Raw genomic sequence first — 22896 nt, 5'->3', positions numbered from 1 at the left:
GAAGGAGTACGCGGTCCGGGGGATCCGCAGCGCGATCGAGAAGGCCGAGCGGGAGTGGGAGCGCGAGAACCAGAAACTGGGGGCGGGACGGTTGCCCACACGGGGGTGCGGAGGGGCACCGCCCCGCCGGGCGGAAAGGCGCCCGGAAGGGCTACGCCTCGAAGGGGCGGGCCGGCCACGGCGCGGTGGCCGGACGGAGCGCGTCGAGCCCGCCCTCCCCCGCCCGGGCCGCCGCCAGCGAAAGGACACCCACCACCAGGCAGTTGTTGTGCAGCTCCCCCGCCAGCACCCCCCGCACCAGCTCGGGCAGCGGCACCCGTGCCAGCTCCATGTCGGCCTCCTCCTCGGAGACCTCGAAGCGCGCGCCCTCCGCCTCCGCGAGGTCCCGCGCCAGGAAGATCCGTACGGCCTCGTCGCAGCCGCCGGGCGTCGTGTAGACGTCGGCGAGGACCCGCCAGTCGCCGGCCTTGACGTGCGCCTCCTCGTACAGCTCGCGCTGGGCGGCGTGCAGCGGGTTCTCGCCGGGCACGTCGAGGAGCCCGGCGGGGATCTCCCAGAGCCGCTGCCGTACGGGGTGCCGGTACTGCCGGAGGACGACCACGCGGTCCTCCTCGTCCAGGGCGAGGACGGCCACGGAGCCGGGGTGGACCTGGTAGTCACGGCGGTGGACCGAGCCGTCCGGCATGACCACGTCGTCCGTGCGGACACTCGTCTTGTTTCCCTTGAAGGGGGTGGCGGTGGCGACGACCTGCCACTCCTCCGGGGTGTCCTGCACCTTCATCAGCAGTCCTCTCGTACGAAAGCCGGGGTACGGACCCCCGGGAGGGAGCCGTACCCCGGCAACGTTAACGCGCCGTACTACTTGCCCGTCTTGCGCTCCACGGCCGCCTTCACCAGGCCCGCGAAGAGCGGGTGCGGGCGGGTCGGGCGGGACTTCAGCTCCGGGTGCGCCTGGGTGGCGACCAGGTAGGGGTGGATCTCCTTCGGGTACTCGACGAACTCGACGAGCTTGTTGTCCGGGGAGGTGCCGGAGAAGACCAGGCCGGCCTTCTTCTCCAGCTCCGCGCGGTAGGCGTTGTTCACCTCGTAGCGGTGGCGGTGGCGCTCCTCGACGTACGGCTCGTCGGCGTAGGTCTCGCGGACGACCGAGCCCTCGGCGAGCTTCGCCGGGTAGAGGCCCAGGCGCATCGTTCCGCCCAGGTCGCCGGCGCCCTCGACGTACGCCAGCTGCTCCTCCATCGTGGAGACGACGGGGTGCGCGGTGGCGGGGTCGAACTCGGTGGAGTTGGCCTCGGGGATGTCGGCCAGGTTCCGGGCGGCCTCGATCACGATGCACTGCAGGCCGAGGCAGATGCCGAGCAGCGGCACCTTGTTCTCGCGGGCGTACTGGATCGCGCCGACCTTGCCGGACACGCCGCGGTCGCCGAAGCCGCCGGGGATGAGGATGCCGTCGACGTCGCCGAGCTGCTTCGCGGCGCCCGCCGGGGTCTTGCAGTCGTCGGAGGTGACCCACTTGACCTTGACCCGGGCGCGGTTGGCGAAGCCGCCGGCGCGCATGGCCTCGGTGACCGACAGGTAGGCGTCGGGCAGGTCGATGTACTTGCCGACGAGCGCGACCGTGACCTCGTGCTCCGGGTTGTGGACGCGGTCCAGGAGGTCCTCCCAGACGGTCCAGTCCACGTCGCGGAAGGGCAGGTCGAGCTTGCGGACGACGTAGGCGTCCAGGCCCTCGGTGTGCAGGACCTTCGGGATGTCGTAGATCGACGGGGCGTCGATGGCGGCGACGACCGCGGCCTCGTCGACGTCGCACATCAGCGAGATCTTGCGCTTGATGGCGGTGGGGACCTCGCGGTCGGCGCGCAGCACGATCGCGTCGGGCTGGATGCCGATGTTGCGCAGGGCGGCGACGGAGTGCTGGGTCGGCTTGGTCTTCAGCTCGCCGGAGGGGCCGATGTAGGGCAGCAGCGAGATGTGGACGACGAAGACGTTGTCGCGACCGACCTCGTGGCGGACCTGGCGGACGGTCTCCAGGAACGGCAGCGACTCGATGTCGCCGACCGTGCCGCCGACCTCGGTGATGACGACGTCGACGTCGTCCGTCGCCATGCGGCGGATGCGGCCCTTGATCTCGTTGGTGATGTGCGGGATGACCTGCACGGTGTCGCCGAGGTACTCGCCGCGCCGCTCCTTGGCGATGACCTGCGAGTAGACCTGGCCGGTGGTGACGTTGGCCGAGCCGTCGAGGTCGACGTCGAGGAAGCGCTCGTAGTGGCCGATGTCCAGGTCGGTCTCGGCGCCGTCGTTGGTGACGAACACCTCACCGTGCTGGAAGGGGTTCATCGTGCCCGGGTCGACGTTCAGGTACGGGTCGAGCTTCTGCATCGTGACCCGCAGACCGCGAGCCTTGAGGAGCGCACCCAGGCTGGAGGCGGTGAGGCCCTTGCCGAGGGAGGAGGCGACACCCCCGGTGACGAAGATGTGCTTGGTCGTCGTGGTGTTGGGCGGCATCGCCAAGAGGGGGCTCCCGTGGTCGCGTTCTGGAGGTGCGTACCGGCTTCCCCTCCGGAAGAATCGGGGGGTGCCGTCGCTGCGGTTTCGGGGTCCTCGGCTGTCGCCGTTTCCCACCGGTCCACGGGGTACCAGGGTATCAGCGACAGGGAGAGACCGCTTCCGGCCACACGCGGCAGTCGGGTGTTCACGGACGGCGACGGGGCCGTCGGGGAGGGGGAAAGCCGCAGCTCACCCGTGTGGAGCAGTGCGTCGTCCGCGTGATCACCAAGGTCACCGGGCCGCCGCGTATTCTGCTCGCACATCGCCCGCCCAGCAGGTCGCCGCATCCCGCACACTGGCCTGGTTGACCCATCGCGCACATCACGCGCATTCGTAGCAAGCGCCCCACGGGGCGGACGTGGCCGTTCGACTGGAGTGAAGCACGTGGCCGGGCGTATCGAGGATTACGCACTCATCGGAGACATGCAGACCGCTGCCCTGGTGTGCCGGGACGGCAGCGTCGACTGGCTCTGCCTCCCCCGCTTCGACTCGCACGCGATCTTCGCCGGTCTCCTCGGCACGGAGGAGCACGGATTCTGGCGGGTGGGCCCGGCGGGTCCGGCGGACGCGGAGCCGGCCCCCGCCGACCGGCGCCGCTACCGGGGCGACTCGCTGATCCTGGAGTCCGAGTGGGACACCCCGCGCGGCACGGTCCGGGTGACCGACTTCATGCCGCCGCGCGACGGCGCGCCGCAGCTGATCCGGATCGTCGAGGGCGTCTCGGGGCGGGTGCGGATGCGCTCCTCGCTGCGGATGCGGTTCAGCTACGGCCGGGTCGTGCCGTGGGTGCACAAGGTCGGGGACCGCACGGTCGCGGTCGCCGGGCCCGACTCGGTGTGGCTGGACACCGCCGTGGAGACCCACGGCAAGGACCTGACGACGTACTCCGACTTCACGGTCACGCCCGGCGAGCGGATCACCTTCACGCTCTCCTGGCAGCCCTCCCACAAGGAGCCGCCCGCGCTGCCGGACCCGGAGGGCTCGCTGGAGGCGACCGCCGACTTCTGGCGCGACTGGGTCGAGCACTGCACGTACCACGGCCCCTACCGGGAGGCCGTGGTCCGCTCGCTGATCACCCTGAAGGCGCTGACGTACGCGCCGACCGGCGGGATCGTCGCCGCGCCGACCACCTCGCTGCCGGAGGAGATCGGCGGCGTCCGCAACTGGGACTACCGCTACACCTGGCTGCGGGACGCGGCGATCACCCTCTCCTCGATGCTCCGCACCGGCTACCGCGAGGAGGCCCGCGCCTGGCGGGACTGGCTGCTCCGCGCCGTCGCGGGCGACCCGGAGAACCTGCAGATCATGTACGGCATCGCGGGCGAGCGGGAGCTCGGCGAGGCGGAGCTCGACTGGCTGCCGGGGTACGAGAACTCCAGCCCGGTCCGGGTCGGCAACGGCGCCGCGAACCAGCTCCAGCTGGACGTCTACGGCGAGGTCACGGAGGCCCTCCACCTCGCGCACATGACGGGTCTGTCCCGCAACGACTACGCCTCCCTGCTCCAGATCAAGCTGATCAACTACCTGGAGACCCACTGGGACCAGCCCGACGAGGGCATCTGGGAGGTGCGCGGCCCGCGCCGGCACTTCGTGCACTCCAAGGTGATGGCCTGGGTGGCGGTGGACCGCACCATCAAGCTGATCGAGTCCGGCGACGCGGACGGCCCGCTGGAGCGCTGGAGGGAACTGCGCGACGAGATCCACCGGGACGTCTGCGAGAAGGGCTACGACAAGGAGCGCAACACCTTCACCCAGTCGTACGGCTCCCAGGAGCTGGACGCCTCGCTGCTGCTGATCCCGCAGATGGGCTTCCTGCCGCCGGACGACAAGCGGGTCATCGGCACGATCGAGGCGATCCAGCGCGAGCTGTCCACGGAGGACGGTTTCGTGCTGCGCTACCCGACGGCCGGCGAGGAGGCCGGCGTGGACGGCCTGGAGGGCGACGAGGGCGCGTTCCTCGCCTGTTCCTTCTGGCTGGCGGACGACCTGGCGATGATCGGCCGGGTCGACGAGGCGCGCACGCTCTTCGAGAAGCTCCTCGCGCTCCGCAACGACCTCGGGCTGCTCGCCGAGGAGTGGGACCCGCGGCTCCAGCGGCAGGTGGGCAACTTCCCGCAGGCCTTCAGCCACGTCCCGCTCATCGACACGGCGCTGCGGCTCACGGCGAGCGGCGCGTACGGAGGCTGAGGGGCGCCCGCGAGACACCCCCGGGGGCCGGACCTACGATGAGAAGGTCCTTGTCCCCCGTACGAAAGGGGGGCTCCCATGGCTCCCCACATCTCCGAGAGCGCCCTGGCCGGACTGGTCGACGACCTGGCCGGCGAAGTGATCGTCCCCGGTCATCCGGGCTACGACGAGGCGCGTGCCCTGCACAACGGCATGATCGACCGGCGCCCGTCGGTGATCGCCCAGTGCGCCACCCAGGCCGACGTGTCGAACGCGATCCTGTTCGGCCGGGAGGCCGAGCTGCCGATCGCGGTGCGCGGCGGCGGGCACAGCGTCGCCGGGACCTCCGTGATCGACGGAGCGCTGGTCGTCGACCTCCGCCGGATGCACGGCGTCGTCGTGGACCCGGAGGAGATGACGGTACGGATCGAGGGCGGGGCGACCATGTCCCACCTGGACCACGCCTGCCAGCCGTTCCGCGTGGCGACGACCGGCGGCCGGGTGTCCACCACCGGGGTCGGCGGCTTCACGCTGGGCGGCGGATCGGGCTGGCTGGAGCGGAAGTTCGGTCTCGCCAGCGACAACCTGCTCGCCGTCGACCTGATCACCGCCGAGGGCAAGCACGTCCACGCGGACGCGGAGGAGAACCCGGAGCTGTTCTGGGCGCTGCACGGCGGCGGCGGCAACTTCGGGGTGGCGACCTCGCTGACGATGCGGCTGCACGCGCTGCCCCGGACGAGCGTCGCGATGCTGTTCTTCCTGCCGGAGAACGCGCCCGAGGTGGTGCGCACCTTCCGGGACCTCGGCCTCGGCGCGCCCGACGAGATGGGTGGCGGCGCTCTCTACGCGCCCGCGCCCCCGGAGCCGTTCATACCCGAGGACCTGGTCGGCAAGCTGGTGTGCGGGACGCTGTTCACGTACGCGGGGCCGGTCTCCGAGCTGCGGGAGTTCGCGGCGCCGCTGTTCGCGCTGAAGCCCGTGGTGGAGATCGTCACGGACATCCCGTACGTGGACCTGCAGTCGATGATGGACGACCCGCCGGGGCTGCGGAACTACTGGTCGGCGGAGTACCTGAGGGAGTTCCCCGACGAGGCCGTGGACGTCTTCTGCGAGCGCGGCGCGGGGATCCCGGCGGGGACCGCCACCCAGCAGGTGCTGTTCCTGATGGGCGGGGCCGTGGCCGCGGGGCCCTCCGGGTATCCGCAGCCGTGGCGCACCGCACCCTGGGCGGTGCACCCGTTCGCGACCTGGGAGGACCCCGCGTTGGACGGGCCGGCGACGGAGTGGGTGCGCGACGTGCGGGCCGACGCGCGGCCGTGGGCGCTCGACGCGACGTATCTGAACTTCGTCGGCGCCGAGGGCGAGCAGCGGATCGTCTCCTCCTTCGGCGAGGAGAACTACCGCCGGCTCGCCGCCGTGAAGGCCGCGTACGACCCGGACAACGTGTTCCGCTTCAACCACAACATCGTGCCGGCCGGCTGAGCCCGCTCATCGCAGCGCGGCGATCACCTCCTGGGCGGCGCGCTCGCCCTCGGTCGCGCCGCCTTCCATGAAGCCCTGGAAGTCGTACGAACAGTGCTCGCCGCCGATGTGGACGTTGCCCTGGGCGGTGCCCTCGTACCCGGCGTACCGGTGGAGGTAGCCGACGGGCCAGCAGGAGTACGCGCCGAGGGAGTACGGGTTCTTGTGCCAGGCGGAGAGCTGGGCGCGGCCGGTGTACGCCCGGGAGGTGCCGGGGAAGAAGGCGTCGATGCCGGCCAGGTAGCGGGTGACCAGGCTCCGTACGTACGGGTCGGACTCGGTGGAGAACGGTCCGGCCGGGTTCAGGTTCCGGGCCAGGCTGCCGCCGCCGTACTGGAGGAGGATGCCGCCGGTGCCGCCCTGGATCTTGGTGGTGTCCCAGGTCTGCTGGACCTCGGTGTCGGTGAAGCAGTCGCCCGCGGAGACGCCGGGCCAGGGGCCGGTGCCGCGCCAGGGCCTGGTGCCGAACTGCATGTTGAGCTTGGTGCAGTAGCCTATGCGGGCGTCCCGCAGGAGGCTCTGCATGAGCGGGTCGAACCCGGCCCGGGAGAGGTCGAGTCGCTGGAGGATGGGCAGCGGGACGCAGAGGATCGTGTGGTCGGCGGTGACGGTGCGGGTGGCGCCCGCCTCGGTGAAGGTGAGCGTCTGGGTGCCGTCGGCGTTGGCCCGTACGGCGGTCAGCGACCAGCCCATGCGCAGGGTGCCGGGGGCGAGCGCCCCGGCGACGGCGTTCGGGAGCCGGTCGTTGCCGCCGACGACGTGGTAGCGCTCGTTGGAGAGGCCCCAGACGTTGAAGTTGCCCGGATTGGTCTGGTAGCCCATGAGCAGGACGAGGGCGAGCGAGGACTGTTCGGTGGTGTCGGCGCCGTACTCGACGTTGTAGGCGACGTCGATGAACTTCCCGAGCGGTGAGGAGTGTCCGCCGGGGACCCGGGTCTCGATCCACTCGTACAGCGACATGTTGTCGAGGGCGGTGCCGGTGGGGGTGGTCTGGTTCCACTTCACCTCGCCCGCGTCGAGCAGGTCGCGGTGGAGGGCCTGGTAGACGGCGTTGAAGTCCTCGTCGGCCTGTTCGCGCGGGTAGTAGGCGCCGCCGAACCAGAGGACCTCCTCGGCCCCGTTGGGCCCGCCGCCGAGGAAGTCCTCGGTGGCGAGGCCGAACCGGCGGCAGAGTTCGAGGATCTTCTTGTGACTGGTGTCGATCAGCTCGCCGCCGATCTCGGAGGTCTGCCCGTACGCCCAGTGGTCCCGCTGGGTCCACATGCGGCCGCCGACCCTGGACGGGTTCGCCTCGTACAGCACGGGGCTGAGGCCGGCGTCCTGGAGGGTGAGGGCGGCGGTGAGGCCGGAGATCCCGGCGCCGACGACGGCGACCCGGGCGGTGCTCTTGACCTGCGGGGTGGGGGTGGCGGCGACGGCGGGGGCCGCCGCGCCCACGCCCACCGCGACACCCGCGGCGGCGGCGTACCTGAGGAGGGCGCGGCGCCCGAGGGCGTCGGCCCTCATGCCGCGCAGTTCGTCGACGGGGAGGTTCAGCCGGCGGGCGGCGGCGTGCTCGGCGGCGAGGTTCTTCAGGAGGTGCATCGGGTTGGTGCGTGCCATGGGGCGCTCCTGGATCCTGGAGGGTGAGGGGGAGTCAGCTCTGGGGTGCGGGGGCGGGGACGGGGGTTTCCTCGGCGGGGCGTTCGGCGGCGTCCTCCAGGACGATCCGGCCGATGATCTCGTAGCGTTCGGGCCGCTTGGCCTTGAGGTAGAAGCCGAGGCCGAGACCGCCGAAGAAGACGGCGCCGACGATCCAGGGGATCGCCTTGAAGAAGAGGGAGTCGGCGGCGAGACCGGCCGCGGTCTCCATGTTCATGATCAGCAGCACGACGACGGCGATCATGCCGATGCCGCCGAGGAGCGGGGCCGTGAGGGTCCTGAACCAGTGCCGGTCCTCGGGGTGGTTCCTGCGGAAGTAGCCGATGACGGCGAAGGAGCAGAGGGTCTGGACGATGAGGATCGCCATCGTGCCGAGGATCGCGAGCAGCGTGTAGAGGTGGATGTACGGGTCCTGGCCGGTGAGCCAGAAGGCGGCGACGAGGGCGACTGCGATCGCGCTCTGCACGTACGAGGCGATGTACGGCGAGCCGTGCCGGGCGTGGGTCCGGCCGAGCGCCGGGTGGAGGAAGCCCTCCCGGCCGATGGCGTACAGATAGCGCGAGGCGCACTGGTGGAAGGCCATGCCGCAGGCGAAGGAGCCGGTGAGCAGCAGCCACTGGAAGGCGTCGACGGCCCAGGCGCCGATGAAGGTCTGGGTGGGTGCGAAGAACAGGTCGAGCGGGCTCGCGGACGAGGACAGCTTCACGGAGCCGGCGAGCCCGTTCCCGGCGATGGTCATCCACGAGACGTAGATGTAGAACAGGCCGACGCCGATGACGGAGATCAGGGTGGCGCGCGGGATGACCCGCTTGGGGTCGCGGGACTCCTCGCCGTACATGGCGGTCGACTCGAAGCCGACCCAGGACCAGAAGGCGAAGAAGAGACCGAGCCCGGCGGAGGTGCCGGTGAAGGCGTTCTTGGGGTTGATCGGCTCGACCGGGATGCCGTCGGGGCCGCCGCCGGCGATCAGGACGGCGGTGGCGACCGCGAAGAGGACGGCGATCTCCGCGACCAGCATCACCCCGAGCGCCTTGGCGGTCAGGTTGATGTCGAAGTACGACAGGACGGCGGTGACGGCCAGCATGACCGCCGCGTACAGCACCCACGGCAGGTCGACGCCGAGCTGGTCGGCGACCGTGGTCTTGGCGAAGTAGGAGAAGACGCCGACGATCGAGGCCTCGAAGACGATGTACGCGAGGACGGCGAGCATGCCGGAGGCCATGCCGGCGATCCGGCCCAGGCCGTGCGAGATGTAGCCGTAGAAGGCGCCGGCGGCCGTGATCCGCTTGGCCATGGCGACGTAGCCGACCGAGAAGACGGTCAGGACGAGCGTCGCGAAGAGGTATCCGGCGGGTGCGCCGGTGCCGTTGCCGAAGCCGACGGCGATCGGGAGGTTTCCGGTCATCGCCGTGATCGGGGCGGCGGTGGCGACGGCCATGAAGACGACGCCGACGAGTCCGACCGAGTTCGCCTTGAGCCGGTGGACCTCTGGAGTGGGGTTCTCTGCCATGGGCCGAGAGGATCCTCGCGAGTGACGTAGGCCACAATCGACAAGCGGTCGCACAATTCCCGCCATGGGGCGACGAGTTGTCGCCCTGGTGTACGAACTGTCCGGTCCCGTGACCGTGCGGTGATGTCGTCGCGACACGGACGCGGGTAGCGTCCGGCTATGGACAATCAGGGCGGGATCACCGTGCAGCGGGCGCTCGAACTCCCCGGGCTGCGCAGCGGGCTCCCGGAGGTCGTGGCCGGCGCGGACCGGCTCCACCGCACGGTGCGCTGGGTGCACGCGGGCGAGGTGCCGAACATCGCGTCGCTCCTCAAGGGCGGCGAACTACTCCTCACGACGGGCCTCGGCCTGGGCACCCGCCCGGCCGAACAACGCGCCTTCGTCCGCCGGCTCGCCGACCGGGGCATCGCGGCGCTCGTCGTCGAACTGGGCCCGCGCTTCGCCCGCCTCCCGGCGACGATAGTGGAGACCGCCAGGACAGCCGGTCTCCCCCTCGTCCAGCTCCACCGCGAGGTCCCCTTCGTCGCCGTCACGGAGGAGATCCACACCGAGATCGTCAACGGCCACTACGCCCTCCAGCGGCAGGCCGAGGAGGTCCACCGGCAGTGCACCGAGGCGCTCCTCGGCGGCGGCGGGGTCCCGCAGGTGCTCCGCATCCTCTCCGACTTCGCCGCGAACCCGGTCTTCCTGGAGACCGCCGACGGGCAGCTGCTGTACGCGGCGGGCACCGAGTCCGCGCCCGCCGACCCGCTCCAGGTGTGGGACGGGCTGCGCGGCCAGCGGGCGGCCCGCGAGTCGGGCCCGCCCTCCGGCACCGTCCTCGTCGACGTGCCCGGCGGCGGCCCCGGTACGGGTTCGGTACGGGCCCGCCTCGTCCTCCTCGCGGTCTCCGGCGCCCTCTCCCCCGTCCACCGGATGGCGGCCGAGCGGGCGGCGGGGCTCCTCGCGGTCGTCCTCATGCAGGCACGCCAGGAGGAGGAGCTGGCCGCGCGCGGCCGGGGCGACTTCCTGACGGACCTCGCGGAGGGCCGCATCACGGCGGAGGACGCCCCGGCACAGGCGAGGGTCCTCGGCTTCAAGCCCGGGGACGGCCCGCTCCTCCCGGTCGTGATGCGCCTGGCCTCGGAACTCTCCCCCTCGGGCAACTGGGCGCTCCTGGCCCGCGCGGTCCTGGAGGAACTGTCCTCGGTCGGCGTCCCGGCCCTCCTGGGCGTCCGCCCGGTGGAAGGCCGGGTCCCCCTCCTCCTGGGCCTCCGCTCGGAGTCGGAGCGCACGGCGGTCGCGGACCGGGTCGCGGCGGCGCTGCGCGCGGGCGTGGAGCGGGCCGGCCTGGAACGGGCCGGGGCGCACCCGCCGGTCGTCGTGGTCGGCGTCGCGGGCGGCTGGGCGGCGGCCTCGGCGGGCCTGCGGCACGCGGCGGAGACGGCGACGGCGGCGCAGGGCCTCTCGGACCTCCCCTGGTACGACGCGCGCCGCCTCGACATCGACCTGCTCCTGTGGCGGCTGCGCGACCACCCGGACCTGGCGGCCTTCGTCGACCGGGCGATCGGCCCGCTGCGGGACCACGACCGCGCGTCCCGCCCGCCGCTCCTTCCCACCCTGGAGACGTACCTGGCGCACGCGGGCCGCAAGGCGGAGACGGCCCGCGAGCTCCACCTCAACCGCCAGACGCTCTACAACCGCCTGGCCCGCATCTCCGAACTCCTCGGCACGGACCTGGACGACCCCCAAACGGTCCTGGCCCTCTCCCTGGCCCTCCGCGCCCGCCGCCACACGCCGTAGGCCCGGCGGGGCGGCGGGCGCGGGCCCAGGAAGGGTCACCGCCCCGTCAACTCGTCGTACACCGCCAGCACATGCGCCACCGTCTCGTCCTCCGTGGGCCAGGACCCCGCCTGCACCCGCCCCGCCGCCGCCAGGTCCATCCGTCGCTCCGCGTCCTCCAACAGCCCCCGCACCGCCCCCGCCAGGGCCCCCGCGTCCCCGTACGGCACGAGCTCCGCCGCGTTCCCGACGAGTTCCGGCACACCGCCGACCGCCGTCGCGACGAGCGGCACCCCGAGCCGGAGCGCCTCCTGTGCGAGCAGGGAGCGCGCCTCCCACCGCGACGGCAGGACGGCGACGTCGGCGGCGGCGAGCAGCTCGGCGACGTCGTCCCGGCGTCCGATGAGCCGGACGGCGAGCCGTTCCTCGAAGATCCGCCGTTGCAGGAAGGCCCGTTCGCGCCCTTCTCCGGCGATCACGAGCAGCGGCTGCGGGTCGAGCTCCCGCCATTCCCGGGCGGCGTCGAGCAGCGTCCGGTAGCCCCGGCCGCGTTCGAGCGCTCCGACGGCCATGAGCAGGGGCCGGTCGACGGCGCCGAGTTCGGCGCGGGCCTTGCCGTCGTGGAGGCAGACGGGCCCGCGCGCGGGGGGCACGGTGACGGGGGCGAGGCGGGCGTCCCGGGCCCCGCGCCGCCGGGCGCGGTCGACGAGTTCGGAGGAGGTGCCGAGGACGACGGTCGCGGCCCGCGCGGTCTTCCGTTCGAGGAGCCGCAGCACGCCGCCCCGCGCGCCGTCCATGTGGCTCCGGCTGTGCCAGGTGGTCACCAGGGGGGTTCGGCAGCCGCCGGTCAGCGCGAGCGCGGCCCGTACGGAGGCCTGGAGGCCGTGCGCGTGGACCACGTCCGCGCCGATGCAGGCGTTGCGGAGGGCGGCGACGGTCGCGGGGTCGCCGAGGCGGGGCAGGGGCACGAAGTGCGCGCCGGCGCCCAGGTAGTCGTATGCGCGGTCGAGTTCGGCCGGGGCGCACACGGTCACCCGCACGCCCCTTGCCACCAGCCCCGAGGCGAGTGATCGGACGTGAGCGCTGCTGCCCGCGCCGCCGCCGCCCAGCACTTGGACCGTACGGAGCTGTGTCACGCGCCCAAGGATGCCAGTCCGTCCCCTGGACCGTACGCACGTTCCGGCACCGAAGTGGCGTCGTTCCGGTGTGCGGGAGGTGTACGGGCCGGCCACACACCCACGGGTTCACCCACACGGGTGAGCGCACGAGCGCCCGTCGGCTCCCCTCACCACGACGGCGACCGCCGCCTCAGCCGCCCCCGCACGCGAGCCGGGCCCGGCCGAAGCCCGCGGCGAACGTGCCGACTTGAGCCCGGCCGAAGCCCGCGGCGAACGCGCCGACTTGGGCCCGGCCGAAGCCCGCGGCACATCCTCCGCCCCGCCCACGACCCTTCCCGGGCCCGGGCTCACGCGTCCGCCCGCGCCGTGGCGAGCAGCTCCTCCGCGTGGGCCCTGGCCGTCTCGGAGTCCTCCTGGCCGGCGAGCATCCGGGACAGCTCCCGGACGCGCTCCTCGCCCTCCAGGACGGTGACGCCGGAACGGGTCACGGAGCCGTCGTTCGTCTTCTCGACGAGCAGCTGCCGGTCGGCGAAGGCCGCGACCTGCGGGAGGTGGGTGACGACCACGACCTGGGCGGACTTGGCGAGCTTGGCGAGCCGACGGCCGATCTCGACGGCCGCCTTGCCGCCGACGCCCGCGTCGACCTCGTCGAAGAGGTACGTCGGCACCGGGTCGACCCCGGCGAAGACGACCTCCACGGCGAGCATCACCCGGGACAGCTCACCGCCGGACGCGCCCTTGGCGATGGGCCGGGGCGGGGCGCCGGGGTGCGGGGCGAGCAGCAGCTCGACCTCGTCGGCGCCGGACGGGCCGTAGGCGACGCGCCGGCCGCCGACCTCGACGCCCTCGGGGTCCTCGGTCTGGGCGATGGAGAAGGACACGCGCGCGTGGGGCATGGCCAGCGAGGCGAGTTCGGCGGTGACCGCGTCGGCGAACCGGGCGGCCGTCTCCGTGCGCGCGTCGGTGAGCCGCTGGGCGAGCACCGACAGTTCGTCGCGCAGCCGGTCCCGTTCGGCGGTGAGCTCCTCGATCCGGTCGTCGTCGCTGTCGAGTTCGCCGAGCCGCGCCGCGCTCTCCTCCGCCCAGGCGAGGACGGCGGCGATGTCCTCGCCGTACTTCCTCGTCAGCTGGGTGAGCAGCGCCCGCCGCTCCTCGACGGCGGCGAGCCGCAGCGGGTCGGCGTCCAGGTCGTCGGCGTATCCGGCCAGTTCCTGCGCCACGTCCGAGAGCAGGATGGAGATCTCGCCCATCCGGTCGGCGAGTCCGGCGAGCGCCGGGTCGTGCGACCGTACGGCCTCCAGGGCCCGGCCCGCGCCGGCGACCAGGGTGGTCGCGTCGACGGCCTCGGGGTCCTCGGGGTCGCCCGCGAGCGCGCCGTGCGCGAGCGCGGCGGCGGAGGCGAGGGCCTCGGCGTGGCCGAGCCGCTCGGCCTCGGCGGCGAGTTCGGCGTCCTCGCCGGGCAGCGGGGCGACGGCCTCGATCTCGCCGAGGCCGAAGCGCAGCAGATCGGCCTCCTGGGCGCGTTCCCTGGCCCGGGTGGTGATCTCGTCCAGCTCGGCGGTGACGGCGCGCAGCCGCCGGTACGCCTCGCCGTAGGCGGCGAGCGGCACGGAGACGGCCTCGCCCGCGTACCGGTCGAGCGCGCCGCGCTGCCGGGCGGGCTTGAGCAGGCCCTGCTGGTCGGTCTGGCCGTGGACGGCGACGAGCTCGTCGGCGAGTTCGGCGAGCAGCCCGACGGGCACGGAGCGCCCGCCGAGGTGGGCCCGCGAGCGTCCCTCGGCGGAGACGGTACGGCTGACGAGGAGCACGCCCTCGTCGAGCTCGGCACCGGCCTCCTCCGCGCGTGCGGCGACGGACGAGCCCGGGGGCACGCTGATCCGCCCCTCGACGACGGCCGAGGCCGCGCCGATCCGCACCAGGGCCGGGTCGGCACGTCCGCCGAGCAGCAGCCCCAGGCTGGTCACGACCATGGTCTTGCCCGCACCGGTCTCACCGGTCACCGCGGTGAATCCGGGCGACAGCTCGACCACCGCGTCGTCGATGACCCCGAGCGACCGTATCCGCATCTCCTCCAGCACGCCCCAGACCATACGAGGTTTACCGGGTCCGATGCGACATCGCCCCCGGCCGTGACTCCCGGACGCGCCGTTCGTTACGGACCCGCCGGGGGCGTCAGTGCGGTGCGCCCCGCCATCCCGAGACGGGCAGGGCGAACTTGGCGACGAGCCGGTCCGTGAAGGAGGCGTGGTGCAGCCGGGCGAGCCGGACCGGCACGGCGCCCCGCCGCACCTCGACGCGGGCTCCCGCCGGAAGCTCCACCGTCCGCCGCCCGTCGCACCACAGCACCCCGTGCGGGGTGTGCGGCTCGACCTCGACGGCGAGCACCGACTGGGGGGTGGTGATCAGCGGCTTGGCGAAGAGGGCGTGGGCCCCGATCGGGACCATGAGCAGCGCCTCGACCTCGGGCCAGACGACCGGGCCGCCCGCCGAGAAGGCGTACGCGGTGGAGCCGGTGGGTGTCGCGCAGATCACCCCGTCGCAGCCGAAGCCGGTGACCGGGCGCCCGTCGATCGCGAGCACGACCTCCAGCATCCGCTCCGGCGAGACCTTCTGCACGGCGGCCTCGTTGAGCGCCCAGTCGCGGTACAGGACGTCGCCGTTCTCGTGCACGGTGACGTCGAGGGTCATCCGCTCCTCGACCTCGTACGCCTTGGTGACGACCCGGTCGACGACCTTGTCGAGGTCGTCGCGCTCGGCCTCGGCGAGGAAGCCGACGCGCCCCAGGTTGACGCCGAGCATGGGCACGCCGGAGGCGCGGGAGAACTCCGCGCCGCGCAGCAGGGTGCCGTCACCGCCGAGGACGACGAGGAGTTCGCAGCCGTCGAGCGCGTCGGGGCAGCCCTCCGGCACCCTCTCGACGGACGGCGGCAGGGGCAGGTCCGCGGCCTCGGCCTCCAGGACGCGGACGCCGATGCCGCAGCGCAGCAGCCCCAGGACGACCAGTTCGGCGCTGCGCACGGCGGCCGGCCGGCCGGTGTGCGCGAGCAGGAAGACGGTGCGTGTTGTTCCCGATGGTGCTGCTGCAGTTGAGCTCAACGAGGTCCCTCCGCCACGGCGCGGTCGACGTCCGCCGGATCCAGCGCGGGCGCGCCTGCCCGCAGCCACAGAAAGTACTCGACGTTGCCGGAGGGGCCGGGCAGCGGGCTGGCGGTGACGCCGAGGACGCCGAGGCCGAGCTCGCCGGCCTGCCGGGCCACGTTCTTCACGGCGTCCGCGCGGAGCTCGGTGGAGCGCACGACTCCGCCGGTGCCGAGCCGCTCCTTGCCCACCTCGAACTGCGGCTTGACCATGAGGACGAGGTCGGCGCCGGGCGCCGTGCAGGCCGCGAGGGCGGGCAGGACGAGGCCGAGCGGGATGAAGGACAGGTCGCCGACGATGAGGTCGACCGGGACGCCGTCGATGGCGTCGAGCGTCAACTCGCGCACGTTCGTGCGGTCCTTCACGGTGACGCGCTCGTCGCTCTGCAGCGACCAGGCGAGCTGTCCGTAGCCGACGTCGACGGCGACGACGTGGGCGGCGCCCGCGCGCAGCAGGACGTCCGTGAAGCCGCCGGTGGAGGCTCCGGCGTCCAGTGCGCGCCGGCCCTCGACCTTCAGTCCCTTGGGTACGAAGGCGGCGAAGGCCCCTGCGAGCTTGTGGCCGCCGCGCGAGACGTAGTCGGGGTCGGAGTCGTCCTGGACGACGACGATGGCCGCGGCGGTCTCGACCTGGGTGGCGGGCTTGGTGGCGACGGTCTTGCCGACGGTCACCCGGCCCGCGGCGATCAGCTGGCTGGCGTGCTCGCGCGAGCGCGCGAGCTTGCGTCGGACCAGCTCGGCGTCGAGACGGCGGCGTGCCACTCCTGCCACGTTCGGTTCAGCTCCTGTTGTCGTACGGACGGGGGGCGGGGTGCGTGTCGAGCGAGGTCAGCTCGGCGCGCAGCCCACGGTGTACATCCTCGTACACCTCCAGGTGTCCGTCCGCCGGGAGGTGGTCCAGCTCGGCGAGACGCGCGAGCCGGGCGTCGACGGCGGGGTGCCCGGTGGGCTCCAGGGCGACGCCGAGCGGCGCGGGCCCCGCGGGCTCGTACGTCTCGGCCGGGGCCTGCTCCTGCGGGGCTTGGGGGGTGGCGTCGCTCATGCCTCGACGCTACCGCGAAGCCCTGGGGTACCGTCGACGGCGATGGCGACGATCACGGAGTGCCGCGGCGCACTGGACAGACTTTCGGACAACCTCGCGCGGGCGGACGAGGGCGTGCGCGGTGCGGCCGCGCTCGACCGCAGCCTGAGCTGCCACGTCACCGACCTCGACACGACGTTCACGGGCCGTCTCGCGGACGGCCGGATCCGGGTCGACGCCACGGTGGCGGGCCCGCCGCCGGCCAAGGCGGACATCCGGCTCGCGATGACCGGCGACGACCTGGTGGCGATGGTGGACGGCGAGCTGAACTTCGCGAAGGCCTGGGCCTCGGGCCGGGTCAGACTGGAAGCCGGCTTCCGGGACCTCCTGCGGCTGAGGTCACTTCTGTAGGGCGAGTTCCCGGGACGGCGCCTGCGCCGCCGCGGCCGCCCGGACACGCGCCTTCCGCCCGGCCGGCACGACCAGCGGCGTCCCCGTCTCCGGGTCGTCGATGACCTGGCAGCGCAGCCCGAAGACCCGCTCGACCAGCTCGGCGGTCACCACCTCCGACGGCGGCCCCTCGGCGACGACCTCGCCGTCGCGGACGGCGATGAGGTGGGTGGCGTACCGGGCCGCGTGGTTGAGGTCGTGGAGGACGGCGACGAGCGTCCGCCCCTGCGTCTCGTGCAGCTCGGCGCACAGGTCGAGGACGTCGATCTGGTGCTGGATGTCGAGGTACGTGGTGGGCTCGTCGAGCAGCAGCAGCGGCGTCTGCTGGGCGAGCGCCATGGCGATCCAGACACGCTGGCGCTGACCGCCCGAGAGCTCGTCCACGTACCGGTCGGCCAGCTCCGCGACGCCGGTCGCCGCCATGGACTCGCGTGTGATCCGCTCGTCCTCCGGGGACCACTGGCGCAGCAGCCCCTGGTGCGGATAGCGGCCGCGCGCGACGAGGTCGGCGACGGTGATCCCGTCGGGGGCCACGGAGGTCTGGGGCAGCAGCCCGAGGGTCTTGGCGACCTTCTTGGCGGGCAGCGCGTGGATCGACTGCCCGTCGAGCAGGACGCGGCCCTCGCTGGGCTTCAGCATCCGGGAGAGGGCGCGCAGGAGGGTGGACTTGCCGCAGGCGTTGGGCCCGACGATGACGGTGAACGAGTTGTCGGGGATCGCGACGGACAGATCGCGGGCGATGACCCGCTGCTCGTACGCCAGGGTGACCGATTCCGCGCTCAGTCGCTGCTGCTGCCGACCGTCCATACCCGCACTCCCGCTGTCTCGTCCGTGGCGTGTCCGGCGGTGACGACCACGACCCACGCGAAGTTAGGTTAGCCTACCCAACTTCGCTCCTTGTCGGGATGCCGGGGCCTCACACCCCCAGAAGCGCCAGCGCCTTCCCCGCGTCCGGCACACCCCCGCCCGGCCGGTCCGCCTCCGACCAGGCCGCCCCGCACAGCGCCCGGACAGCGTCCAGCGCCTCCGCCCCCTCACCCGGCGTGCCGTCGAGGACGAGCTCGCCGCCGCTCACGGAGGCCCGCCACCCCCCGCACACGAAGCCCCCGTCCGCGTCCGCGACGACCTCGGGCTGCCCCGTGAGCAGCCCCCGCAGATCGGCCGCCACGTACGTGGGCCGGTGCTCGGGCACGGCCGCGAGCAACTGCGCCATGTCCGTCACCCCGGTCAGCACGAGCAGCGAGTCCACCCCGCCGTTGAACGCGCCCTCGATGTCCGTGTCCAGCCGGTCCCCCACCACCAGCGGCCGCTCCGCCCCCGTCCGCAGCACCGTCTCCCGGTGCATCGGCGGCAGCGGCTTCCCCGCGACCTTCGGCTCGAACCGGCCCCCGGTGGCGATCCGCACGACCTCCACCGCCGCCCCGTTCCCCGGCCCGATCCCCCGCGCCCCGGGAATGGTCAGGTCGGTGTTCGAGGCGTACCACGGCACGCCCCGCGCCACCGCGTAGGCCCCCTCCGCGAACCTCCCCCACGGCATCTCCGGCCCGCCGTACCCCTGCACGACCGCCGCCGGGTCGTCGTCCGCCGACTCCACCGGTACGAGACCCCGCTCGCGCAGCGCCACCCGCAGCCCCTCGCCGCCGATGACCAGCACCCTGGCCCCCGCGGGCACCTCGTCCGCGATCAGCCGGGCCACCGCCTGCGCCGAGGTGACCACGTCCCCGGCCTCCGCCGGCACGCCCAGCTCCGTCAGGTGCTCCGCCACCTCACCGGGCGTCCGCAGCGCGTTGTTGGTGACGTACGCCAGGTGCATCCCGCCGGCCCGGGCCGTCCCGAGCGCCTCCACGGCGTGCGGGACGGGCTCCCCGCCCGCGTACACGACACCGTCCAGGTCCAGGAGCGCCGTGTCGTACGCCTCGCTCAGCGCGACCGCGCTGCCCGCCGGGTGCTTCCTGCCGCCGTCCCGCCGCCCCTGATCGTTCCGCACCGTCACCGCTCACTCCTCGGATCACACGGGTGGATTCCCCCGCTCCCCCGATCATCGCTCATACCCCTCCCCCACATACGATGACGGGATGAACACATCAGGTCACGCGGCCGACGACGTCCGCGACGACGCCACAGGACTGCGCCTGGCCCCGTTCCGCGGACTCCGCTACGTCCCCGAGCGGGTCGGCAGCCTCGCCGCCGTGACGTCCCCTCCCTACGACGTCGTCGTACGACCTGACGGACTGCTCCATCTGGAGTCCGCCGACCCCCACAACATCGTCCGGCTGATCCTCCCGCAGGCGATCACCGCCGGCACCCGCCACCGCAAGGCCGCCGTCACCCTCGACCGCTGGCTCGCGGACGGCGTCCTCGCCCCGGACCCGGAGCCCGCGCTCTACGTGTACGAGCAGCAGGGCGACGGCATCCTCCAGCGCGGCGTCATCGGCGCCCTGGAGCTCTCCGCCCCGACGGAGGGCATCGTCCTGCCCCACGAGGACGTCATGCCGCACGTCGTCGAGGACCGCGCCGCACTGATGCGGACCACGGCCGCCAACCTGGAGCCCCTGCTCCTCACCTACGTCGGGGACGACGAGGGCGGCGCCGCCGCGGTCATCGAGCGCACCGTCCGGCACGAGCCCTTGCTCTCCACCACCACGGAGGACGGCTTCCAGCACCGCCTGTGGTCGGTCACGGACCCCGCCGAACTCGCCGTGATCGCCGGCGATCTGGCCCGCCACCAGGCCCTCATCGCCGACGGCCACCACCGCTGGGCGACGTACCTGCGCCTCCGCGAGGAGCACGCGGCCCCCGGCCCCTGGAACTACGGCCTGGTCCTCCTCATCGACACCGCCCGCTACCCCCTGCGGGTCCGCGCGATCCACCGCCTCCTCAACCGCCTGCCGGTCCCGGACGCCCTCGCGGCCCTCGGGGACGCGTTCCGGGTGCGCCGGATCGACGAGCCCCTGCCGACGGCCCTGGAGGCCCTGGAGGCCGCCACGGCCGGGGGAAACGCCTTCCTCCTCGCGGGCGACGGCGGCTTCCACCTCCTCGACCGCCCGGACCCCGCCCTCCTCGACCGCACGATCCGCACGGACCGCCCCCAGGCCTGGCGGACCCTGGACGCGACGGTCCTGCACTCCACCCTCCTGGAGCACGTCTGGCGCATCCCGGACACCCCCGAGGACATCGCCTACATCCACGACACGGAGGCGGCGGTCGACCAGGCGGAACGCCGCGGCGGCACGGCGGTCCTCATGCATCCGGTACGGGAGGAGGTCGTCCGCGACCTCGCCCGCCAGGGCGTCACGATGCCCCGCAAGTCGACCTCCTTCGGCCCGAAGCCCGCGACGGGCCTGGTCCTGAGGAGCCTGGCCCTGGACTGAGGGCCCCGCTGAACGAAGAAGGGCGGCACCCAGCGGGTGCCGCCCTTCTCACTACTCCGGGGGATCAGCCCTTGTCGCCGTCCCGGTCGTCCTCGTCGTCCTCGTCGTCGTCGTCGAGCTCGACGACATCGGACTCCTGGGAGTCCTCGGACTCCTCGGCCTCGTCGAACGCGTCGACGAACTCGACACCGTCCATCTCGGCGAGCCGGTCGGAGGCGTCCGTGGCGCCGTCCTTGTCGGCCTCCAGAGCCTTGGCGAACCACTCCCGCGCCTCGCGCTCACGGCCGGCGGCGAGCAGCGCGTCGGCGTACGCGTACCGCAGGCGCGCGGTCCACGGGTGCACGGCGCTGGAAGCCAGCTCGGGGCTCTGCAGCGTCACGATGGCCGCGTCGAGCTGCCCCAGGTCCCGGCGGGCGCCGGCGGCGACGAGCCGCATCTCGACCTGTCCTGCCTTGTCCAGCTTCTGCACCTCGGGCTCACCGGCCATGGCGAGGGCCCGCTCGGGCCGGCCGAGGCCACGCTCGCAGTCGGCCATGACGGGCCACAGCTCGACACCGCCGCTCATCCGGCGCGCGGCCCGGAACTCGGCCAGCGCCTCGGAGTACTTCTGCGTCGCGTACGCGGCGAAACCGGCCGCCTCGCGGACGGCCGCGACGCGGGACGCGAGCCGCAGCGCGATCCTGGAGTAGCCGTAGGCCTTCTCCGGGTCCTCGTCGATCAGCTGGGCGACCATGACGAGGTTGCGCGAGACCTCCTCGGCGAGCCCCTTGGGCAGGCTCATCAGCTCCTGGCGCACATCCGGGTCGATCTCCTCACCGGTGACCTCCGGCGGGATCGGCAGACGCTTGATGGGCGCGCGGTCGCCACGGTCCCGGTCACGGTCCCGACCGCCGCGCTCGTCGCGACGCCCGTAACCACCCCGGTCGTCCCGCCCACGGAACCCACCACGGCTGTCGCCACCGCGGTCGTCACGACGGAACCCGCCGCCACGGTTGTCGCCGCCCCGGTCGTCACGGCGGAAGCCGCCGCCACGGTCGTCGCGACGGAACGACGAGGGACGCTCGCCGCCCCGGTCGTCACGGCGGAAGCCGCCGCCGCGGTTGTCGTCACGGCGGTCGTCGCGCTGGCCGTACGAGGGACGGTCATCGCGGCGGAACGAGGAGGGACGCTCATCGCGCCGGTCGTCACGCCGGTCGTCACGGCGGAAGGACGGGCGGTCGCCACCGCGGTCGTCGCGACGGAAGCCGCCACTGCGGTTGTCGTCACGACGGTCGTCACGCTGCCCGTACGAGGGCCGCTCGTCACGGCGGAACGAGGAGGGACGCTCATCGCGCCGGTCGTCACGCCGGTCGTCACGGCGGAAGGACGGGCGGTCGCCGCCACGGTCGTCACGCTGGCCGTACGAAGGCCGGTCGTCACGACGGAACGACGGACGGTCCCCACCACGGTCATCGCGACGGAAGCCGCCACCACCACGGTTGTCGCCACCACGGTCATCGCGACGGAAACCACCGCCGCGGTTGTCGCCACCACGGTCGTCACGACGGAAACCACCGCCGCGGTTGTCGTCACGGCGGTCGTCGCGCTGCCCGTACGAGGGACGGTCGTCACGACGGAACGACGGACGCTCGCCGCCACGGTCGTCACGGCGGAACCCGCCGCCACGGTTGTCACCACCGCGGTCATCGCGACGGAAGCCGCCGCCGCCACGGTTGTCGCCGCCACGGTCGTCACGACGGAAGCCACCGCCCCGGTTGTCGCCACCGCGGTTGTCATCACGGCGGTCGTCACGACGGAAGCCACCGCCGCGGTTGTCGCCACCACGGTCGTCACGGCGGAAACCGCCACCACGGTTGTCGCCACCACGGTCGTCACGGCGGAAGCCGCCACCACGGTTGTCACCACCGCGGTCATCGCGACGGAAGCCGCCACCACCACGGTTGTCGCCGCCGCGGCTGTCGCCGCCACGGTCGTCACGGCGCGGCCCACGGAAGCCGCCCCGGTCGCCACCTGCACCGTCCCTGCGACGCGGCTCGCGCTCCGGACGGTCGTCGGGAGAGTTGGTGGACATCGGTGTGACTCCTGTCTTCGGGTACTGCAGTCATTCTCGCGCAGCCGGCACTCAGCCGCGCATCGGAAAAGTCAAGCAAAAACAAAAGGACCCCTGGTCCCAGCGTGAACGCTGGGACCAGGGGTCCTGAAGAATTGTTCGGCGGTGTCCTACTCTCCCACAGGGTCCCCCCTGCAGTACCATCGGCGCTGAAAGGCTTAGCTTCCGGGTTCGGAATGTAACCGGGCGTTTCCCTAACGCTATGACCACCGAAACCCTATCGGTTTCGAGCGAACAAGCACACTCTGTAGTTGTGTTCTAGCTCCAGAAACCAGCAACTGTTCGTTGCTTCAGAACTAACACAGTGGACGCGAGCAACTGAGGACAAGCCCTCGGCCTATTAGTACCGGTCAGCTCCACCCCTTACGGGGCTTCCACATCCGGCCTATCAACCCAGTCGTCTACTGGGAGCCTTACCCTCTCCAGGGAGGTGGGAATACTCATCTCGAAGCAGGCTTCCCGCTTAGATGCTTTCAGCGGTTATCCCTCCCGAACGTAGCCAACCAGCCATGCCCTTGGCAGGACAACTGGCACACCAGA

17 protein-coding genes, 2 rRNA genes and 1 pseudogene are annotated in these 22896 nt (G+C 72.7%); 5 read left to right on the top strand and 15 right to left on the bottom strand.

Going from position 1 to position 22896, the window contains the following annotated elements:
• Positions 1 to 151: 151 nt before the first annotated feature.
• Together ABZ318_RS31225 and ABZ318_RS31220 are read right to left on the bottom strand one after the other, a co-directional pair.
• The gene (locus ABZ318_RS31225) at positions 152 to 781 is read right to left on the bottom strand and encodes an NUDIX hydrolase (RefSeq protein WP_356905802.1); all 630 of its coding nucleotides are present in this window, start codon (positions 779 to 781) and stop codon (positions 152 to 154) included.
• Between the two features lie 77 nt (positions 782 to 858).
• The gene (locus tag ABZ318_RS31220; protein WP_190160191.1) at positions 859 to 2508 is read right to left on the bottom strand and encodes a CTP synthase; all 1650 of its coding nucleotides are present in this window, start codon (positions 2506 to 2508) and stop codon (positions 859 to 861) included.
• 465 nt (positions 2509 to 2973) lie between these two features.
• On the opposite strand from ABZ318_RS31220, the gene ABZ318_RS31215 reads away from it, so the two are divergent.
• Both ABZ318_RS31215 and ABZ318_RS31210 read left to right on the top strand, forming a co-directional pair.
• Positions 2974 to 4737 carry a glycoside hydrolase family 15 protein gene (locus ABZ318_RS31215; protein ID WP_356905801.1) on the top strand — a complete coding sequence of 588 codons (1764 nt, stop codon included), beginning with the start codon at positions 2974 to 2976 and terminating at the stop codon, positions 4735 to 4737.
• Between the two features lie 78 nt (positions 4738 to 4815).
• On the top strand, positions 4816 to 6198 hold the full coding sequence (locus ABZ318_RS31210; protein ID WP_356905800.1) for an FAD-binding oxidoreductase: 1383 nt from the start codon (positions 4816 to 4818) through the stop codon (positions 6196 to 6198).
• 6 nt (positions 6199 to 6204) lie between these two features.
• Here the strand turns inward: ABZ318_RS31210 and ABZ318_RS31205 are convergent, their stop codons facing one another.
• The gene (locus ABZ318_RS31205) at positions 6205 to 7839 is read right to left on the bottom strand and encodes an NAD(P)/FAD-dependent oxidoreductase (RefSeq protein ID WP_356905799.1); all 1635 of its coding nucleotides are present in this window, start codon (positions 7837 to 7839) and stop codon (positions 6205 to 6207) included.
• A 34-nt stretch (positions 7840 to 7873) separates the two neighbouring features.
• Entirely contained in the window at positions 7874 to 9388 is a 1515-nt protein-coding gene (locus ABZ318_RS31200; protein ID WP_356905798.1) for an APC family permease, read from the bottom strand.
• Between the two features lie 159 nt (positions 9389 to 9547).
• Between ABZ318_RS31200 and ABZ318_RS31195 the strand changes: the two genes are divergently transcribed.
• Positions 9548 to 11170, top strand: a complete 1623-nt coding sequence (locus tag ABZ318_RS31195; RefSeq protein ID WP_356905797.1) for a PucR family transcriptional regulator — start codon at positions 9548 to 9550, stop codon at positions 11168 to 11170.
• Between the two features lie 35 nt (positions 11171 to 11205).
• Here ABZ318_RS31195 and ABZ318_RS31190 read toward each other — a convergent pair whose 3' ends face one another.
• The 5 genes from ABZ318_RS31190 to ABZ318_RS31170 form a co-directional block, all read right to left on the bottom strand.
• Complete coding sequence (locus ABZ318_RS31190; protein ID WP_356905796.1) at positions 11206 to 12285, bottom strand: glycosyltransferase family 4 protein; 1080 nt, start codon at positions 12283 to 12285, stop codon at positions 11206 to 11208.
• 329 nt (positions 12286 to 12614) lie between these two features.
• Entirely contained in the window at positions 12615 to 14357 is a 1743-nt protein-coding gene (recN, locus tag ABZ318_RS31185; RefSeq protein WP_356905794.1) for a DNA repair protein RecN, read from the bottom strand.
• Between the two features lie 82 nt (positions 14358 to 14439).
• The gene (locus tag ABZ318_RS31180; protein ID WP_356905793.1) at positions 14440 to 15363 is read right to left on the bottom strand and encodes an NAD kinase; all 924 of its coding nucleotides are present in this window, start codon (positions 15361 to 15363) and stop codon (positions 14440 to 14442) included.
• Complete coding sequence (locus tag ABZ318_RS31175; RefSeq protein WP_356905792.1) at positions 15360 to 16175, bottom strand: TlyA family RNA methyltransferase; 816 nt, start codon at positions 16173 to 16175, stop codon at positions 15360 to 15362. The genes ABZ318_RS31180 and ABZ318_RS31175 overlap by 4 nt, the downstream gene beginning before the upstream one ends.
• 7 nt (positions 16176 to 16182) lie before the next feature.
• Complete coding sequence (locus tag ABZ318_RS31170; RefSeq protein ID WP_356905791.1) at positions 16183 to 16446, bottom strand: hypothetical protein; 264 nt, start codon at positions 16444 to 16446, stop codon at positions 16183 to 16185.
• A gap of 42 nt (positions 16447 to 16488) precedes the next feature.
• Here ABZ318_RS31170 and ABZ318_RS31165 point away from each other — a divergent pair, with 42 nt between their 5' ends.
• A complete protein-coding gene (locus tag ABZ318_RS31165) occupies positions 16489 to 16836 on the top strand; it encodes an SCP2 sterol-binding domain-containing protein (protein WP_356905790.1) in 348 nt (115 codons plus the stop codon).
• On the opposite strand, the gene ABZ318_RS31160 is transcribed toward ABZ318_RS31165, so the two are convergent.
• Complete coding sequence (locus ABZ318_RS31160) at positions 16825 to 17682, bottom strand: ABC transporter ATP-binding protein (protein ID WP_356905789.1); 858 nt, start codon at positions 17680 to 17682, stop codon at positions 16825 to 16827. The two genes, ABZ318_RS31165 and ABZ318_RS31160, sit on opposite strands and share 12 nt — an antisense overlap.
• A 109-nt stretch (positions 17683 to 17791) precedes the next feature.
• The gene (locus ABZ318_RS31155) at positions 17792 to 18868 is read right to left on the bottom strand and encodes an HAD hydrolase-like protein (protein WP_356905788.1); all 1077 of its coding nucleotides are present in this window, start codon (positions 18866 to 18868) and stop codon (positions 17792 to 17794) included.
• Positions 18869 to 18950: 82 nt separating this feature from the next.
• Here ABZ318_RS31155 and ABZ318_RS31150 point away from each other — a divergent pair, with 82 nt between their 5' ends.
• Positions 18951 to 20246 carry a DUF1015 domain-containing protein gene (locus ABZ318_RS31150; RefSeq protein ID WP_356905787.1) on the top strand — a complete coding sequence of 432 codons (1296 nt, stop codon included), beginning with the start codon at positions 18951 to 18953 and terminating at the stop codon, positions 20244 to 20246.
• 64 nt (positions 20247 to 20310) lie between these two features.
• Here the strand turns inward: ABZ318_RS31150 and ABZ318_RS31145 are convergent, their stop codons facing one another.
• The 4 genes and pseudogenes from ABZ318_RS31145 to ABZ318_RS31130 all read right to left on the bottom strand — a co-directional run.
• A complete protein-coding gene (locus ABZ318_RS31145; protein WP_356905803.1) occupies positions 20311 to 21087 on the bottom strand; it encodes a hypothetical protein in 777 nt (258 codons plus the stop codon).
• Positions 21088 to 21597: 510 nt separating this feature from the next.
• A pseudogene (locus ABZ318_RS31140) lies at positions 21598 to 22227 on the bottom strand (hypothetical protein); the annotation flags it as partial.
• A gap of 226 nt (positions 22228 to 22453) precedes the next feature.
• A 5S ribosomal RNA gene (gene rrf, locus ABZ318_RS31135) occupies positions 22454 to 22570 on the bottom strand.
• Between the two features lie 106 nt (positions 22571 to 22676).
• A 23S ribosomal RNA gene (locus tag ABZ318_RS31130) occupies positions 22677 to 22896 on the bottom strand; the annotation flags it as partial.

The sequence above is a fragment of the Streptomyces sp. NPDC006197 genome (genome assembly GCF_040613865.1).
Taxonomy (GTDB): Bacteria; Actinomycetota; Actinomycetes; order Streptomycetales; family Streptomycetaceae; genus Streptomyces.
This window is presented reverse-complemented; position numbering and strand designations above follow the sequence as displayed.

What these genes read in the sequence shown, in the direction of transcription:
- recN (WP_356905794.1), bottom strand. Translation starts at nt 14,357, where the DNA reads ATGGTCTGGGGCGTGCTGGAGGAGATGCGGATACGGTCGCTCGGGGTC.
- ABZ318_RS31200 (WP_356905798.1), bottom strand. Translation starts at nt 9,388, where the DNA reads ATGGCAGAGAACCCCACTCCAGAGGTCCACCGGCTCAAGGCGAACTCG.
- ABZ318_RS31225 (WP_356905802.1), bottom strand. Translation starts at nt 781, where the DNA reads ATGAAGGTGCAGGACACCCCGGAGGAGTGGCAGGTCGTCGCCACCGCC.
- ABZ318_RS31215 (WP_356905801.1), top strand. Translation starts at nt 2,974, where the DNA reads ATGCAGACCGCTGCCCTGGTGTGCCGGGACGGCAGCGTCGACTGGCTC.
- ABZ318_RS31210 (WP_356905800.1), top strand. Translation starts at nt 4,816, where the DNA reads ATGGCTCCCCACATCTCCGAGAGCGCCCTGGCCGGACTGGTCGACGAC.
- ABZ318_RS31160 (WP_356905789.1), bottom strand. Translation starts at nt 17,682, where the DNA reads ATGGACGGTCGGCAGCAGCAGCGACTGAGCGCGGAATCGGTCACCCTG.
- ABZ318_RS31205 (WP_356905799.1), bottom strand. Translation starts at nt 7,839, where the DNA reads ATGGCACGCACCAACCCGATGCACCTCCTGAAGAACCTCGCCGCCGAG.
- ABZ318_RS31195 (WP_356905797.1), top strand. Translation starts at nt 9,548, where the DNA reads ATGGACAATCAGGGCGGGATCACCGTGCAGCGGGCGCTCGAACTCCCC.
- ABZ318_RS31165 (WP_356905790.1), top strand. Translation starts at nt 16,489, where the DNA reads ATGGCGACGATCACGGAGTGCCGCGGCGCACTGGACAGACTTTCGGAC.
- ABZ318_RS31150 (WP_356905787.1), top strand. Translation starts at nt 18,951, where the DNA reads ATGAACACATCAGGTCACGCGGCCGACGACGTCCGCGACGACGCCACA.
- ABZ318_RS31170 (WP_356905791.1), bottom strand. Translation starts at nt 16,446, where the DNA reads ATGAGCGACGCCACCCCCCAAGCCCCGCAGGAGCAGGCCCCGGCCGAG.
- ABZ318_RS31220 (WP_190160191.1), bottom strand. Translation starts at nt 2,508, where the DNA reads ATGCCGCCCAACACCACGACGACCAAGCACATCTTCGTCACCGGGGGT.